The organism is Fructilactobacillus florum 8D (genome assembly GCF_000512295.1).
Lineage (GTDB): Bacteria > Bacillota > Bacilli > Lactobacillales > Lactobacillaceae > Fructilactobacillus > Fructilactobacillus florum.
The window spans coordinates 16,892-29,607 of record NZ_ALXG01000042.1 but is presented as its reverse complement, the minus strand read 5'-3'; the positions used below and the strand labels follow the sequence as shown (position 1 = coordinate 29,607).

Below are 12,716 nucleotides of genomic sequence, written 5' to 3'. Positions count from 1 at the left end.
GCCCTTGATGTCTTTTTTAGTAGTTGTGTAAGGGTCGTCATAATTTCCGGTGAGCGTTTCGGCCTTAGTGAGTGGATGACCGTCGGTATCAACGTAGTTAACGGTCACATCAGCTGCTTTGGGTGCTTCACCGCTAACAGTCACATGAGCGGCATCTGTACTACCATCAGGATTCTTAGCTTGAACAGTGATAACCTCGCCTCCTTTTAGAGGGCGCTTTGTGCTAACTGAGTAAGTTCCATCGTTATTGATACTTCCAGTACCAATTTCATTTCCAGCCCCATCGGTTACTGTAAGTTGGGCACCCTCATCTCCTTTACCAGTAATCTTTTCGTCTCCTTGCTTTGCCGGATCGACGGTGATTTGTTTTGCTAAAGTAATGATAATGTCCTTCATATCATTTGCTTGGGTATAATAAACATCTCCCGAATTTGAACCTGAATCTGAAAAGCTATTTGTGCGCATGGCAGGTCTTAATAAATCAGCTTTCCCATCAGTAATGGGGACTGTATATGGAACCCAATCATGGTTTTCCATATACTGATAATTATTATAATTTTGGGAAACATCTCGATACATAACAGAAATTGCCTGTAAATCGGGATTTTTTGTCATATTGAAAAATTTGTTCCTAGAGATGTAACTCTCTCGGTCAGACAGACCAGCTGAGAAATCGATATCACTATATTTTTTAGGGTAGGGGACTTGGAAATACAAACCAAAATAAGATTCTTTAGTAGCTGGATTTGCACGGTTTGATAATGCAATATTAGGAGTCCATTTTATTTGGCAGTCCGTAACTGTCACGGTACCCTCATCCTTATTTATCTGATATTTCAAGCTAACGTCAGCAGATCCTCCAAATAATTGAGTCGTTCGATAGCTATCAGGATTCATGGGATCGTTTTTCCCCAAATAACGACTGAACTGACTTGTCACTGAGAACATTGAATCAAAATCAAAATGTCTTGATAAGGCTTGAATTTCGGATTTATCAGTTGTCTGTGGATCTGAAGCAGTTTTTACGTAATTTGGGCTCTTTGTATCGGCAGAAACCGTTGTATTGTTGACCAGCCCAATTCCTATAGAAATCATGGTGGTGGTCAGTAATAATTTACCCGTAGGATAAATTATTTTGGGGGTGAATGGTTTTTTTAGCATATCAAGCACTCTCCTAATTAATTAATATTGTTATTACCAAAGGAATGTAAACTTTCAATATATCTTGAAAATAATATTTTTTGAAAGGTTACAAGTTTAACTAACCAAGCTAAAATAGCATGGCTACAACATTGTGTCAAAACCAAGCATGTGTTTTTCGTGCAACAAACATTACAATTATAATCGAATTTCGATACATGTGTCTAGTAATTATGCAATAATAAAAGCAACTGAATTCTGGTTATTTCAGTTACTTAAATAAATTAGTAAATAAATTTTTTTAATTCACTTATCAAAGTATAAAAAAAAGACCTCTCAAGGTCTTTTTTTGTTGTTATTTATTTTGATTGAGTTCATCTGCTTCTTGTTCTCGCTGATAAGTAGCAATGTTTTTATATTCTGGCTGTAGATAACGACTTAATCGAATGTAAATTGGAACTAATTGGCGATAAGCTTCGTAATTTTCCTGATTAGGATGATGTTTATTCGTAACGCCAACAAATTTGTGGACGTCATACAAGCTATCAATCATTCCCAAACTGTACATCCCCAAGGTGGCTGCTCCAAGCGCCGTTCCTTCAAAGCTTTCTGGAATATTAACATCATGCTCAAAGATGTCAGCTAACATCTGACGCCATAATTCCGAACGAGCAAATCCACCCGTCGCCTGAATACTAGTTGGTTCGCCAACGACCTCTTCAAGAGCTAGTGCCACTGTATATAAATTGTAAACAATTCCTTCTAAGGCAGCTCTAATCATATGAGCCCGTGTGTGTTGTCTTGTTAAACCAAAGAAAGTTCCACGGGCATCAGCATCCCAAATGGGAGCTCGTTCCCCACCTAAGAAGGGAAGGAAAATGAGACCGTTCGAACCAGCAGGAATCTCGGCTGCCATCTTGGTCAACAAATCGTAGGCATCGACATGCATTTGTTCAGCAGTAACTTTCTCTGGTGCACAGAGTTGGTCACGAACCCAACGAAAGACAATGCCACCGTTGTTGACTGGTCCGCCTACAACCCACATGTTTTTAGACAAGTAGTAACAAAAAACACGTCCCTTAGGATCAATTTTGGGCTTATCAGTAACCACTCGCACGGCCCCCGAGGTTCCGATGGTAACGGCAATTACTCCAGGTTTGATTGCGTTGACTCCGAGGTTAGCCAGTGGACCATCAGAAGCTCCGATGATAAAGGGAGTTTGTTTATCAATCCCAATCATGTTGGCATAGTGATCGTTCATACCAGTTAGTTGATAATCAGTGTCAACTAGTTCTGGCAATTGCTCCCGACTGATGCCAGCAACTTCTAGTGCCTGATCGTCCCAGTCCATGGTAAAGATGTTAAAGAGTGCAGTAGCATTTGCGATCGAGTAGTCTTCTTTGAGAACTCCAAATAACTTATAGTTAATGTATTCCTTGATACCAACGAACCAGCGGGTCTTTTTGAAAATCTCGGGATGTTCATTTTTAATCCACATGATTTTGGTGAGCGGAGTCATTGGGTGGGTTGGAACCCCAGTTTTTTTGTATAACTCCATTCCAATTCCATTTTTCTTGAGCTCATCAGCATAGCTTACGGCTCGATTATCTGCCCAAGTAATGGCGCGCGTCAGTGGTTTGTGATCTTCATCTAAACAAATCAAACTGTGCATGGCACACGAATAAGAAATCCCTTTAAGCGTACCTTGCTGCAAGTCAGCTTTTTCTAAGACTTTTTGTAATCCCTGAATCATGGCACTAAAAATTTCTTCTGGATCCTCTTCAGCCATGTCAGCCGTGTCCTGGTATAGGTCATACAAATCATTAGAATAGCCCTTAACCGCGCCTTCATCATCGTATAAAACGGTCTTAACACTCGTGGTACCAATGTCAACGCCAATTACGTAGTCCATAATATTTCCCCTTAATTAGCTAATTTTATGCTGGACAACTCAACGAGCAAGTTGTTGTAACGCTTTCATTATATTGAAAAGCGCGTGGGACTTCAAGCAGGAGCAAAATAATCGTGCTAAGATAAAGGAAATTTTAAAGATTAGATGAGGCATAAAATGGTAACGGAAACAAGAATCATGAGAAATCGTCAGTGGCAGCGTCAGCGCCAAAAATATTGGACGGTTCTTGGGCTGCTGCTAGCGGTTGGGATCATGTTGGTCGGACTAGTCGGTTGGCGCATGGTGCACCAACGAGAAGTCAGACAGGCACTTCTACAAAAATATCCGGTTCGTGGTTTGGAACTTGATCAGACGTCAGCGTACGTTGACTTTAATCAGGCTGCACGCCATGGTGTTAAATATGTGTATTTGCGGGCAACTCAGGGGGGCACATTGACGGACGATGATTTTAGCAATAATTATGAGCGCAGCCTTGGTTCGGGAATGCAGATCGGTGTTTATCATCAATACTCATTTACGGCAAAGATTCGGGATCAGGAACAAAATTTAATTAAAACGATTGGAAAAAAACGGGGTTCATTACCACTGATGATTAACATTGCTTACTATGATAATTACACTGCAGCTAACGTTAATCGCCAAGAACTACGGCGTCGGGTGGAGCAACTTACGCAAGATTTATTTCACCGATACCAGCGACCGGTTATAATTCAAACTGAGGCGGAAAATTATCGTGCGCTGCGGGGAATTGCGCACACTGAATTTTGTGGAGAACTTGGCAAATCAAGTCATCCAGCCCACTTCGTCACGCTTCCGGATGACCAACAATACTATCCTGACGGGGCTGCCAGTGGCTATCGGATGACCGCTTTTTTGGGAAATAAGTTACAATGGAAGCACTATGCACAAAAATTACCTCAGGTTGAATAAGGGAGGGGTTCAGTGATGATTAATTTGGGAACGATTGGGACTAACTGGATTACGGAGCGAATGTTGGAGGCAGCAACAACGATCGGAGCATATCGTCTGCAGGCTGTATATTCACGTCACAGTGCCACAGCAGCACAATTTGCGCATGATCATGCTGGACAGCGTTCGTATACCAATTTAACTGATTTTTTCAACGATGAGCAGGTCGATACGGTTTATATTGCTTCACCGAATAGTCTCCACTTTCAGCAGATTTTGCAAGCGTTGCGGCATCACAAAAATGTGATTGTTGAAAAACCGGCGGTGTTATCACCGTACCAGTTACAGATGATTCTTGATGAACAGGCACGGCAACCAGATCTGCAGGTGTTAGAAGCCGCCCGGAACGTTCATATGCCAGCTTTTAAAGCCGTCGAGCAACAGTTGGCGACGTGGGATCACGTTGAGGGAGCGGAATTCAATTTTAGTCAATATTCATCGCGTTATGATCAGGTGCTTGCTGGCGAGCTACCAAATGTCTTCAATCGTAAGTTTGGCGGTGGAGTACTAACTGATTTAGGCATTTACCCAATCTATGACGCAGTCGCATTGTTTGGAGTTCCTCAGCAGCAATTTTATTATCCGACTTGGATCAAAACCGGGGTCGATGGTAAGGGAACTGCTCGTTTAGAATATGATGGGTTTACGGTTATCTTAAATTTTAGTAAAATTAGTTTTTCTAATCAGGCTTCTGAAATTTATGGTGGCCGACAACTAATTACCATTGATAATGCTGGTGAATTTACCCAAGCGGACTACTTTACTGGTAAGGAACAGCAACAGTTGAGTCCCGCTTATCGTGATAACCCGATGATTCCAGAAATGACTGATTTTGCTGCCTTATTGGAGCAGCCGAACACGCGAATCGCTAAGGAACGTGGAAATCGGGAGCGCCAACTGATGAAACAGGTCAATCAGGTATTAGACCGGTTAGCAGCAAGTGCGGGGATTAGTTATCCCCAATAATTATGGAGGAACGATTTTTGTTAGAACAATTCGAACAGCAGTTTGCAGCAGCAGGATATCAACAGCCCACTGCGATCCAAACGGCGATGTATGAACCAATGATTAACGGAGAAGGTGATGTGGTTGGCTTATCTCCGACAGGATCGGGGAAAACCCTAGCCTTTTTAATGCCAATTTTAGCCAATGTCTTAGCAGGAGCGGGCACTCAAGCAATTATTTTGGAACCGTCACAGGAATTAGCCATCCAGGTAACTGAGGTTGCCCGTACTTGGGCGCGGCCGTTTCAAGCCAAGATTTTGCCACTAATCGGCGGAGCTAATGTCAAACGCCAGCAGGAACAGTTAAAGCGTCGCCCTGAGGTGGTAATTGGTACGCCAGGGCGGGTGTTAAGTTTGCTGACGGAGCGAAAACTCAAAGCAACGGCAATGGATACCTTAGTGATTGATGAGGCTGATGATTTGTTACAAGATGATAGTTTGGCTAAGGTTCAGCAGATCTTAGCTGCCTTACCACGGAAGGTTCAGGTGGCCTACTTTTCAGCAACTGATAGCCCCATTCTGCACGAACTTGAACCGGTGATGGGGAAGCCCGCGACCGTCATCGATGTAAGAGCTCAAGACCAAACCCGAGGTCCCGTTCGCCATGGGTTGTTTCGCGTTGCACGAGCTAACCGCAATGGTGTTTTGCAACGCCTAGCTGGAATTTCCAACTTTAAAGCGTTGATTTTCTTTAATCAGAGTGAGACGCTCAATCGAGCTTATAATTATTTTAACCACCAGAGTCAGGTCCCGGTGGCGAAACTTAGTGGTGCCGAAAACAAATTACAACGCGAGCGTGCTTTGACGGGTTTTCGCAAGGGACAGGTACGTTTCTTATTAACCACCGATGTAGCAGCGCGGGGCTTAGACATCTCCAAACTCCCAGCAGTGATTAATTATGATCTTCCTCGGTCAGCGACCACTTATGTTCATCGAGTTGGACGGACTGGTCGGATGGGAGAACCTGGATTAGTTTTGAATTTTGGAGATGACCATGATTTGCGGGATTTAAAAAAGTTGATTCGACCAGTCGGATATGAGCCAGTGACCATGACGTATTATGAAAAACAACTGGTGACAGAGCGACCGCAACCAGTTAAGCCACCAGTCAATCAGCTTAATCAGGAAGTTTCGGTCAAGCACAAGCCAACGCATAAAAAGCACCGACAACGAGACCGTAAAAACAAGGGTCGTCCTCGCAGGTGATTCTGAACTTTACGGGCTACTGTTTTCATGAGAAAATAGGAAACAGTTTGCTGGCCCCATAGCACAACTGGATAGGGCAACCGCCTCCTAAGCGGTCGATCTCAGTTCGAGTCTGAGTGGGGTCATATTTAGCTTAGCAGCTGTAACATGTGGCAGGCACGGTCGTGCTGATTAATGAATAGCTAGCTAATATCAATTAGAAAAAATCGTAGGAGGTAACATTTTATGTCGATTATCTTGTCGGCAATTTTGGTGTTTATTTTGGGATTCGTTATTAGTAAATTATTTATTTTACCGCTCATTTTAACGTTAATTATCCTTTACCTATGCTTACTGATTGTTTTTTTGGTCGGGGTCTTACTGATGATTTTTTTGATTAATAAATTCAAATGATGACGAGCATTAACACCGATAGCAATCATTTATTGAACTAAAAAAACCAATCCAGAGGTGGTACCTCGCGGATTGGTTTTTAGTTAGGAGATTATTTACGAATGTTGTAAAGGACTTGCCCTTTGTCGACTTGGAGCAGTAGGCGATTGTCACTGGTGCGGACAACTTTGATGTTCGAGTAGTCATCATTCGAAGAACCAGTACTGATGACTTTAGACACACCTTGAAGCCCACTGACCACTCCGTTCCAAACGGCCGGTGAGTTAGCATCAACACTTTTGGTGATCGGAGAACTATTTGGTACCGTCACGTCAATATTTTGACTGCTAGGATTCCATTTGACATTGGTTCCTGATTGCCCATTATTGTCTGTAGAATTAGAGTTACCGTTTTGATTCTTAGGTTGCTCAAGTTTGATGATCACTTTCTCGACCCCCTGAGCTGCCTTTGGTCCAGAATTATAGCGCTGAGCCACTAAGTTTTGGTAGGAAAAGTACGCAATCATCCCCAGTAATAGGATTACTACGATAATGATAAAGTTTCGCCAGAAATGTGAGCGCCGCTGGGGTCGCGGGCGCTTAGCTTTTGGTTGAGCCCCCATTTTGGCAGCGGCACTGGGATTAGTGTTGCCAGCAGTTTGGCTGTTAGTTGGTTGTTCGGCACCACAGTGGGGACAGAATTTGACGTACTGTGGAATACTATGACCACAGGCGGGACAATAGCGTTTGCTAGCAGCATGCTCGCTGACCCTCGTTGGAGCTAATGCTGGTTGTTTCGTTGAACAATAGGGACAAAATTCCGAATTAGCCGGAATTAACTTGCCACAGTTAATACAATATTTGTTATTGCTCATAGTGGAAATCCTCCTTTGATTGCATGCTCTTATTCTAACATATGCAGAAATTCAAAATTTTATAGTAGACAATGTAAGCGAATACATCTATACTTGATTAGTAAAGTTTCGAGAAATTAAAAAAGGAGAAAGACGAATGATGCCATTTGTTGTTTTGATTTTAGGAATTGCTTTATTGCTTTTCTTAATAATTAAATTGAAATTAAATACATTCGTGTCCCTAATCGTGGTCGCAATTTTAGTAGCCCTCGGTCTGGGCATGAATCCAGCTTCGATTGCTGAAGCGATCAAGACTGGGATTGGGAACACCCTTGGGGAACTAGCGGTGGTCTTTGGTTTTGGAGCCATGATTGGACGCTTAGTTTCTGATGCAGGAGGTTCGTATCGGATTGCTGAGACACTGATCCAAAAGTTTGGAAAGCAACGTTTGCAGCTGGCAATCGTGGTTGCATCCTTTATTATTGGGATGTCTCTATTCTTTGAGGTCGGAATGGTATTGTTGACACCGATCGTGTTTGCAGTTGCTTTAGAAGCAGATGTTCCGTTTCTCTACCTAGGGATTCCAATGGCAGCTGCCCTCTCGGCTACACAGGGATTTCTACCACCACAACCAGCTCCAACGGCGGTGGCAACGGCCTTAAATGCAAATATTGGTGAAGTTTTGCTCTTTGGGATCATTGTAGCTATTCCATGTGTGATTATTGCTGGTCCGTTGTGGACTAGAGTTATTCGGCGCTTCTTTCCAGATTCATTTGTAGTGAAAAAAAGTTTGCCTGCCTTTGGTGAAATAAAAGAGTACAATCTTGACGAAACTCCAAGTTTTGGCTTATCAGCACTAACTTCGTTATTGCCTGCCATTTTCATGGCTATCAACACGATTTATCAGTTGGTTGCTCACGGTGGGAAAGCAGTTGCTAAACCGCAAGGATTTGATGCAATCATTACTATGCTAGGTAATCCCATGATTGCTATGGTAGTGGCGCTGTTGTTTGCCATCTGGTCGATGGGTTTTCATCGTGGAAAAACGATGACAGATATTTCCAGCAGTATTGTAACTTCCGTGAAATCAATTGCCATGTTGTTATTGGTAATTGGTGGTGGTGGGGCCTTTAAACAAGTCCTTCTAGACGGTGGGGTTGGTGATGCTGTTAAACAGCTGATGATGCATTCATCATTATCACCAATTATTCTAGGTTGGCTAGTTGCTGTTGTACTCCGAGTTTCATTGGGGTCTGCTACGGTTGCTGGGATTACCGCTGCTGGAATAGTTACACCACTGATGCATACTCTCAATGTGAGTCCGGTGATGATGGCATTGGCAATTGGAGCTGGCTCGCTTGCTGCTTCACATGTTAATGATGCTGGTTTCTGGATGTTTAAAGAATACTTTGATTTAGATCTCAAACAAACCTTAGGAATCTGGACCACTTTGGAAACAGTTATTTCGGTAACTGGATTGATTGTTGTTTTGATTTTAAACATGTTTGTCGGCTAATTTAAACGTTAAAAAAGACAGTTTTTACGTAACTAAAGTTATAGTATTGAACAGTTTAAAAAAAGCACCTTCGATAATTGATTATCGAAGGTGCTTTTTTGCAACTAACAAGGATTCATTTGAAACGAGACATGAAGCTATTATATTTCTTAAGATAGTTGGAATCGTAAGATAAGCAGAAAATACTGGTATTACTTACAGTCCAGTTGCTGATGGGGCAATTAACTTTCCTTAGAGTACATAAAATAAATTGCCTAATTAAGATTATTGAAAACCATTAATATTTAATTGCTTAAAATAATAGTTGCAGCTACGTGTTTAAAATATTATATTTGAAAGAATGGATTAGATTAAGCTCAAAAGGTTACATCATAGAATTTTCAGTCGATATGAATTGCAAAATTCAATGAGTAAATGTTTTTAAAATTATGATTTTTATTGCAGGTAAATATAATGATTAACCATGTTGTGGCAAATCAGAAAGAAGTGTTTAAAAATGTTAGAAGTTAGAAATGTTCAGAAAAGTTTCAATAAAAAACGAATTTTAAAAGGTGTTTCATTTAATATCAAAAAAAACGATAATATCGCATTATTGGGAAGTAATGGGGCAGGGAAATCCACATTAATTAAATTAATTTCGGGCGAGATTACCCCTGATGATGGTTGTATTGAAACTAACTTGGATTTTAATACTCAAGTTGGAATTATGCCACAGGATGACATTTTAATTGATGATCTAACGGTCAAAGAGATTATTTCCCTGAAGTTGAATATGTGTGGTGTGAAAAAGGGTGATACGCAGCAATTACTTAAAGAAATTGGATTAGAGGATGTTTCTAAAAATTTTGTTGATTCTCTTTCTGGTGGGCAAAAAAGGAGACTTTCTTTGTTATTGAGTATCTTAAACAATCCAGAGATGGTCTTTTTAGATGAACCAACAACTGGTATGGATCTCAATGCAGTTGATAATTTTTGGAAATTAATGAAAACAAGTAAATTTACTGCCGTTGTCATTACTCATGATTTCAATCAAATTGACAATTTTTTTGACCGAGTATTGATTTTAGATAAAGGTGTGATGACTTCTGATATAACCGTCGAAGAGATTCACAAAGCTGGTATAAGGGTTGAAGAATACTACCGTCAGACGGTTCGAGGAGGAAAGTAAGATGATAAAGTTAATTCAAATAAAGCAGGTATTGAGAAACAAACGTTTCCTGATGTTTACAATGTTTATTCCGGTTATGTGGTACTTCTTACTGTATAATCTTCAACATGATTTACAGCCCATTACAATGCTGGGAATTGCTGTATTTATTGGAATTATTGGTAATAGTCTAGCAACTTTTAGTAAAAGAATATCGTCCAATTCTCAATTCTATTTTTTTCAATCTCGGATTTCAAAATATTCATTGAAGAAATATTTTTTTGATCAAGTGGTAGTTCAATTAATTTTAAATTTATTAATTTTTATGGTTGTACTTTTAGCAGCAGTTCTGGCTTTTGGTTTGAAATTAGATATCTATTTATTGGAACAATTTTTATTTCTTATGATTATGGGACTATACTTCAGTGCCATTGGTTTCGTTATGGGAACACGTTTAGATTCTAAAATTCTTGATACGATCAGCTTTCCAATTATTGTTGTTGCAGCAATGACAATTGTTCCATTTTCACAGATGGGATCAAATAAATTTATTCATATTATTAGCAAGGTGCAGAAAATTTTTCCGGGATACTACTATAATAATTTGGTACAAGACATAGCAAGTAACGCTAATATTAACGTAAATGATGTATTATTGTTTTTTGTTACAATTGTGGTTGATATCCTGCCATTGTATTTTCTTATTCCAAATGGTCGTGATTAAAAGCTTTTTAAGTGACAAAAAATTTAACCGTTAAAATGTCAGTTAAGAGAATTGCAGATTTGGAAGATTTTGTCGATTTGTTCAGTATTATAACTTTATTCCCCCTTTTTTTCGAGGTGAATTGTCTTTTTACTTATAATTAAGTGTTGATCGTTATGATGAAGACTTAAAAAGGGAGCCGCTAACCTGGTATTATAACCAAGCTAGCGGCTCCCTTTTGACTTAATAAACGGGGTTAATTGACGCGACGGCGACCTTCTGAGGTAGTGTTCTTTCCACCGAATGGCTGGGTACGCTGTTCATGAAAAATTTTATACCAAAGCCACGCTAGGAAACTAAATACAATCATGAAGAAGACGCCAATTGCCAATAAGATAATCCGCAGTAAATTAAATAGGAAATTGATGAATGCTGACATTGAATTCCTCCACCAGTAATTTATGAAGATTGATTGCGAAACGAGATCATCACAGACCAGAAATAGTTCACGATGATTACCACAATGTTTTGAAAAATGTTTACCATGTCCTGACCGAATCCAGATTGGAAGCCGAGTAGCTGGATTCCGGTCGCTAAAATCGCAATCCCAATCAAGAAGGTTACGAATCGTCCACCAAAAAAGGTGATGAGTTGGTGCCAAAATTCGCGGTGGGAATGGTGTTCGGCGTGGAAGACAAAGTACTTATTGGTGTAAAAGGCGAACAAGACCGTCAAGACCCAATCGATCGTATAGTTAATAGCATAATTAAGCGGGGTAAATTGTCGCAAGAGTGAAAAAACAACGATATTAAAAACCGTAGCGGCGACGCCCCAAAATAAATATGGAAGCACATCACGGTGCTTGTGGTAGAGGGCGAGCAGTTTAGTCATTATTGCTGCTCCTTAATTAAATATTGTGGCCGGTGCTTAGTTTCAAGATAGATTTTGCCAATATATTGACCAAGAATCCCTAGACAAAATAGTTGAATTCCGCCAATTAACAAGATGATAGAGACCAGTGATGGCCAACCGGCAACGGCTCCTCCAAAGCAAATCGCCCGCACGATAACAAAAATAATCCCGATGACTGCTAAAACACAGGAGATACCACCAATAATGGTAGCAATTCGAAGGGGGGCATCTGAGAAATCGATGATACCTTCGATTGAATAGTTAATTAACTGCCAAAGTGACCAATGGCTTTCGCCTGCTGCTCGGGGTTGACCAGGATATTCAATATATTTAGTTTGAAAGCCAACCCAACTAAAAATTCCTTTAGAAAAGCGATTGTATTCGGTGAGTTGGTTGACTGCATCGACATAACGCCGCGTCATTAATCGGTAATCACGTACGTTCTGTTTAATTTTGACGTCCGATAACTTATCGATGACCTTATAGAATGATGATGATAGAAAGGCTCTGATGGGGTTTTGTTTACGACTGGTTTGCACGCAACCAACACAGTCATATTCGCCGGTATTAATAATTTCTAACATCTGACTGAGTAGTTCTGGCGGATCCTGCAGGTCAACATCCATCAAAGCAACATAATCACCGCCAGCATTGCGAAAACCAGCGGCAATAGCGGCTTCTTTGCCAAAATTTCTGGAGAAAGAAATATAATGAACAGTTGCTGAATGTTGCTGGTGTAGTTCTTGCAAGATTTGCTCAGTTTTGTCAGATGAACCATCGTTAACGAATAAGTAATCTGCTTCATATTTGGTGGTTGTAGCATTCAACTTGGCAAAAACTTTTTCGACAGTTTGATAAAATAAGTTTATTGATTCCTGCTCGTTATAGCAGGGGACGATCAAGGTGATGGTTTCCAAATTAGTCCTCCTAAAAGAATTCAGTTTTTAACTGAACCTGTGATTGTTTCATTTTAACATAATTT

At 40.5% G+C, this 12,716-nt stretch carries 13 protein-coding genes and 1 tRNA gene; 8 read left to right on the top strand and 6 right to left on the bottom strand.

What is annotated here, in order from left to right; genetic code table 11:
• Together B808_RS05195 and gntK are read right to left on the bottom strand one after the other, a co-directional pair.
• Positions 1 to 1,161, bottom strand: a 1,161-nt coding sequence (locus B808_RS05195; RefSeq protein WP_035422347.1) for an Ig-like domain-containing protein, incomplete at its 3' end; no start/stop codon positions are given.
• 334 nt (positions 1,162 to 1,495) lie between these two features.
• The gene (gntK, locus tag B808_RS05190) at positions 1,496 to 3,052 is read right to left on the bottom strand and encodes a gluconokinase (RefSeq protein WP_035422345.1); all 1,557 of its coding nucleotides are present in this window, start codon (positions 3,050 to 3,052) and stop codon (positions 1,496 to 1,498) included.
• 156 nt (positions 3,053 to 3,208) lie between these two features.
• On the opposite strand from gntK, the gene B808_RS05185 reads away from it, so the two are divergent.
• The 5 genes from B808_RS05185 (at position 3,209) to B808_RS06565 (ending at position 6,624) form a co-directional block, all read left to right on the top strand.
• A complete protein-coding gene (locus B808_RS05185; RefSeq protein WP_035422343.1) occupies positions 3,209 to 3,982 on the top strand; it encodes a GH25 family lysozyme in 774 nt (257 codons plus the stop codon).
• A gap of 15 nt (positions 3,983 to 3,997) precedes the next feature.
• A complete protein-coding gene (locus B808_RS05180) occupies positions 3,998 to 4,987 on the top strand; it encodes a Gfo/Idh/MocA family protein (RefSeq protein WP_035422342.1) in 990 nt (329 codons plus the stop codon).
• Between the two features lie 17 nt (positions 4,988 to 5,004).
• Positions 5,005 to 6,231, top strand: a complete 1,227-nt coding sequence (locus tag B808_RS05175) for a DEAD/DEAH box helicase (protein ID WP_035422341.1) — start codon at positions 5,005 to 5,007, stop codon at positions 6,229 to 6,231.
• A gap of 52 nt (positions 6,232 to 6,283) precedes the next feature.
• Positions 6,284 to 6,356: transfer RNA gene (locus B808_RS05170), tRNA-Arg, on the top strand.
• A gap of 100 nt (positions 6,357 to 6,456) precedes the next feature.
• Positions 6,457 to 6,624, top strand: a complete 168-nt coding sequence (locus B808_RS06565; protein ID WP_009167358.1) for a hypothetical protein — start codon at positions 6,457 to 6,459, stop codon at positions 6,622 to 6,624.
• Positions 6,625 to 6,715: 91 nt separating this feature from the next.
• Here B808_RS06565 and B808_RS05165 read toward each other — a convergent pair whose 3' ends face one another.
• Positions 6,716 to 7,477 (bottom strand): zinc ribbon domain-containing protein, encoded by a 762-nt coding sequence (locus B808_RS05165; protein ID WP_035422339.1) that lies wholly within the window; start codon positions 7,475 to 7,477, stop codon positions 6,716 to 6,718.
• 136 nt (positions 7,478 to 7,613) lie between these two features.
• On the opposite strand from B808_RS05165, the gene B808_RS05160 reads away from it, so the two are divergent.
• The 3 genes from B808_RS05160 to B808_RS05150 all read left to right on the top strand — a co-directional run bounded on the left by B808_RS05160 (position 7,614) and on the right by B808_RS05150 (position 10,843).
• Entirely contained in the window at positions 7,614 to 8,972 is a 1,359-nt protein-coding gene (locus B808_RS05160; RefSeq protein ID WP_009167360.1) for a gluconate:H+ symporter, read from the top strand.
• A 496-nt stretch (positions 8,973 to 9,468) separates the two neighbouring features.
• On the top strand, positions 9,469 to 10,140 hold the full coding sequence (locus B808_RS05155; RefSeq protein WP_009167361.1) for an ATP-binding cassette domain-containing protein: 672 nt from the start codon (positions 9,469 to 9,471) through the stop codon (positions 10,138 to 10,140).
• A 1-nt stretch (position 10,141) separates the two neighbouring features.
• Positions 10,142 to 10,843: an ABC transporter gene (locus B808_RS05150; protein WP_009167362.1), complete on the top strand. Its 702-nt coding sequence runs from the start codon at positions 10,142 to 10,144 to the stop codon at positions 10,841 to 10,843.
• 235 nt (positions 10,844 to 11,078) lie between these two features.
• Here the strand turns inward: B808_RS05150 and B808_RS05145 are convergent, their stop codons facing one another.
• The 3 genes from B808_RS05145 to B808_RS05135 are packed head-to-tail and all read right to left on the bottom strand — an operon-like array spanning position 11,079 to position 12,651.
• On the bottom strand, positions 11,079 to 11,261 hold the full coding sequence (locus B808_RS05145; protein ID WP_009167363.1) for a hypothetical protein: 183 nt from the start codon (positions 11,259 to 11,261) through the stop codon (positions 11,079 to 11,081).
• Between the two features lie 20 nt (positions 11,262 to 11,281).
• Positions 11,282 to 11,713 (bottom strand): GtrA family protein, encoded by a 432-nt coding sequence (locus B808_RS05140; RefSeq protein ID WP_009167364.1) that lies wholly within the window; start codon positions 11,711 to 11,713, stop codon positions 11,282 to 11,284.
• Positions 11,713 to 12,651 (bottom strand): glycosyltransferase family 2 protein, encoded by a 939-nt coding sequence (locus tag B808_RS05135; protein WP_035422337.1) that lies wholly within the window; start codon positions 12,649 to 12,651, stop codon positions 11,713 to 11,715. Before B808_RS05135 ends, B808_RS05140 begins: the two co-directional genes overlap by 1 nt.
• Between the last annotated feature and the right edge of the window lie 65 nt (positions 12,652 to 12,716).

Excerpts from the sequence above, each read along its gene's own strand:
- gntK (WP_035422345.1), bottom strand. The coding sequence starts at position 3,052 with ATGGACTACGTAATTGGCGTTGACATTGGTACCACGAGTGTTAAGACC.
- B808_RS05185 (WP_035422343.1), top strand. The coding sequence starts at position 3,209 with ATGGTAACGGAAACAAGAATCATGAGAAATCGTCAGTGGCAGCGTCAG.
- B808_RS05180 (WP_035422342.1), top strand. The coding sequence starts at position 3,998 with ATGATTAATTTGGGAACGATTGGGACTAACTGGATTACGGAGCGAATG.
- B808_RS06565 (WP_009167358.1), top strand. The coding sequence starts at position 6,457 with ATGTCGATTATCTTGTCGGCAATTTTGGTGTTTATTTTGGGATTCGTT.
- B808_RS05165 (WP_035422339.1), bottom strand. The coding sequence starts at position 7,477 with ATGAGCAATAACAAATATTGTATTAACTGTGGCAAGTTAATTCCGGCT.
- B808_RS05160 (WP_009167360.1), top strand. The coding sequence starts at position 7,614 with ATGATGCCATTTGTTGTTTTGATTTTAGGAATTGCTTTATTGCTTTTC.
- B808_RS05155 (WP_009167361.1), top strand. The coding sequence starts at position 9,469 with ATGTTAGAAGTTAGAAATGTTCAGAAAAGTTTCAATAAAAAACGAATT.
- B808_RS05150 (WP_009167362.1), top strand. The coding sequence starts at position 10,142 with ATGATAAAGTTAATTCAAATAAAGCAGGTATTGAGAAACAAACGTTTC.
- B808_RS05145 (WP_009167363.1), bottom strand. The coding sequence starts at position 11,261 with ATGTCAGCATTCATCAATTTCCTATTTAATTTACTGCGGATTATCTTA.
- B808_RS05140 (WP_009167364.1), bottom strand. The coding sequence starts at position 11,713 with ATGACTAAACTGCTCGCCCTCTACCACAAGCACCGTGATGTGCTTCCA.